Source organism: Arthrobacter sp. JCM 19049 (genome assembly GCF_001310435.1).
Genome location: NZ_BAXF01000296.1, coordinates 1 through 2698, shown reverse-complemented (window position 1 = coordinate 2698; position 2698 = coordinate 1). Strand labels below are relative to the sequence as shown.

General features: G+C 66.4%; 1 protein-coding gene and 2 pseudogenes. All 3 read left to right on the top strand.

The window, feature by feature from the left end; all coding sequences use genetic code 11:
* Positions 1-365: pseudogene (locus JCM19049_RS11190) on the top strand (formaldehyde dehydrogenase, glutathione-independent); the annotation flags it as partial.
* Between the two features lie 408 nt (positions 366-773).
* Positions 774-2474: pseudogene (locus JCM19049_RS11185) on the top strand (BCCT family transporter); the annotation flags it as partial.
* A gap of 20 nt (positions 2475-2494) precedes the next feature.
* Positions 2495-2647, top strand: a complete 153-nt coding sequence (locus JCM19049_RS20445; RefSeq protein WP_279403034.1) for a hypothetical protein — start codon at positions 2495-2497, stop codon at positions 2645-2647.
* Positions 2648-2698: the final 51 nt, after the last annotated feature.

Below are 2698 nucleotides of genomic sequence, written 5' to 3'. Positions count from 1 at the left end.
CCGAGCAGCCGGCCACGGTGCTGAACTCGCTGATGGAGATCACCGCGCCGGTGGCCACTGGGGATCCCGGGCTGTACGTCACCGGGGATCCGGGTGCCGCCGATGAGGCGGCGAAGGTCGGTTCGCTGTCGATGCGCTTCGGCCTGGGCTTCGCCAAATCCCACACCTTCGTCACCGGACAGTGCCCGGTGATGAAGTACCACCGCGGGCTGATGCACGCGATCCTGGCCGACAAGGTGTCCATCGCCAGGAACGTGAACGCAACGACCATTTCCCTGGATGAGGCCCCGGCCGGGTACGCGGCCTTCGACGAGGGGGCGGCACAAAAATTCGTGCTGGACCCGCACGGCCTGATTCGCGGCTAAACGCCGAAGGCGGGCGCAATGCGGGGGCGCGGGGGCGGGGAGGCGAGGAATTTCACATCCCCGCCCCTGGCACTGCATGGCACAAGGGCAAAAGCGTTCTGGTGGGAACGGGATCGGGGGCAAAAAAGACCGTGGGGCTTGACCTGACTTGCCTGCATCCAACAGTATTGAACGCAGACCTTAGGGCCGCGGTGGGCCGTGTTGGCCGTTGTCGCATGCATCTGAACGGCGGGCTCGCCGATCTTCGAAGCGCCGCCGTTTCCGGCCCCTGCCGTCTGCCGGCCCGCCCGACTGGGGCCATGCAACCGTTCCGCTGCCACCGCCTGGCAGCTGCCGTCCGGAGCGCGCTGCCGCCGAGTCGATGATTTCCCCGTCGCAGCGCCGTCCTGCCAGTGAAGGAAGAACGTAATGAAGCCAAGTGATCAATCGATCCAGGAGCTCGTGGGCGAGCTGCACACAGCTCGCAAACGCCGCCCCCGGAAATACACCGCCTCCGGCACCGACTACTGGGTGTTCGGCATTGCCGGCTGCCTGGCCCTGGCGTTCATCGCCTGGGGGTTCGTTTCCCCCGAGGGCCTGGGCGCAGTGGCCGGCAAGGCACTGGATTGGGTGATCACCAACACCGGCTGGCTGTTCGTCATCGCCGCCTCGGTGTTCGCGGTCTTCGTGATCGTGCTCGCTTCGAAGAACTTCGGGCGCATCCCGCTGGGCAAGGACGGGGAAAAGCCCGAATTCAGCACGGTCTCCTGGATCTCGATGATGTTTGCCACCGGCATGGGCATTGGCCTGGTGTTCTACGGGGTGGGCGAACCGCTGTTCTTCTACATGTCCCCGCCGCCGGGAACCGTGGAGGGGCAGACCGATGCGGCGCTGAGCACCGCCATGGGCACCACCTTGTTCCACTGGACGCTCTACCGTGGGCGATGTACGCCATTGTGGGCCTGGGCATGGCCTACGGCAGCTTCCGCCTGGGCCGCCCGCAGCTGTTCTCCTCCATGTTCTCCTCGATCTTCGGCGAGCGCGCCATCCACGGTTGGGGCGGACGCACCATCAACATCCTGGCCATCCTGGCCACGCTGTTCGGCTCGGCCTGTTCGCTGGGCCTGGGCGCCCTGCAGATCGGCGGCGGCATCCAGGCCACCGGTGTGATGGAGAACGTCGGCTCGGGCATCCTGGTGATCATCATTGCCATCCTCACCGCCCTGTTCGTGGCCTCCGCGGTCTCCGGCATTGAGCGCGGCATCCAGTGGCTGTCCAACACCAACATGGTGCTGGCCCTGGTTCTGGCGCTGATCGTCTTCATCGGCGGCCCGACCCTGTTCATCCTGAACGTCATCCCGAACGCGATTGGCGCGTTCATCCGCGACCTGCCGGAAATGGCCTCACGCACCGCGGCCTCCACCGACGGGACCATGGCCGACTGGCTTTCGTCCTGGACCGTGTTCTACTGGGCCTGGTGGGTGTCATGGACCCCGTTCGTGGGTCTGTTCATTGCCCGCATCTCCCGTGGGCGCAGCATCCGCCAGTTCGTCACCGGCGTGCTGCTGGTGCCCTCGACCGTGACCCTGCTGTGGTTCGCGATCTTTGGCGGCGGCGCAATCGGCCTGCAGGAACGCGCGCAGCTACGGGGGATTCGAGCCAGGCGCTGGCCAGCATTGTTGACGGCGCCCCGGACATCAACTTCGACCTGGTGCTCTTCGACCTGCTGGAGAAGCTGCCGGTGCCCGGCTGGGTGGCGGTGGTGCTGATGGTGGTCACGGTGCTGCTGATCGCGATCTTCTTCGTCACCGGCGCCGACTCGGCCTCCATCGTAATGGGGGCGCTCAGTGAGCGCGGGGCTGAACACCCGACCCGCAAGTCCGTGATCTTCTGGGGCGTCGCGGTGGGCGCCGTGGCGGCGGTGATGCTGCTGGCCGGCGGGGACCACCCGGCGGCGGCCCTGAACGGGCTGAAGAACATCACGATTGTCTCGGCTCTGCCTTCGTGCTGGTGATGCTGCTGCTGTGCGTGGCCATCTGGAAGGATCTGAGCCGCGACCCGCTGGTCATCCAGAACAAGGTGGCCCGTGAGGTGCTGGAGCAGTCGGTGGCCGAGGGCGTGGAACGCCATGAGGCGGGCACTTCAGCCTGATGACGACCGAAATCGACATCATCACCATCGAACGGGCCCCGGCCCCGCACGACACGATCGTCTACGAGGAAGGGCAGCAGCCGCCGGCCAAGCCGGTGACCGATGAGGACCGCCCCGACCCGGAAGGAGAACCCGCGGACCGGGGACGATGACCCGCAGTCCGATGGCACTGATCCCCGGAAATAGCCGGCCCACCGGCTAGG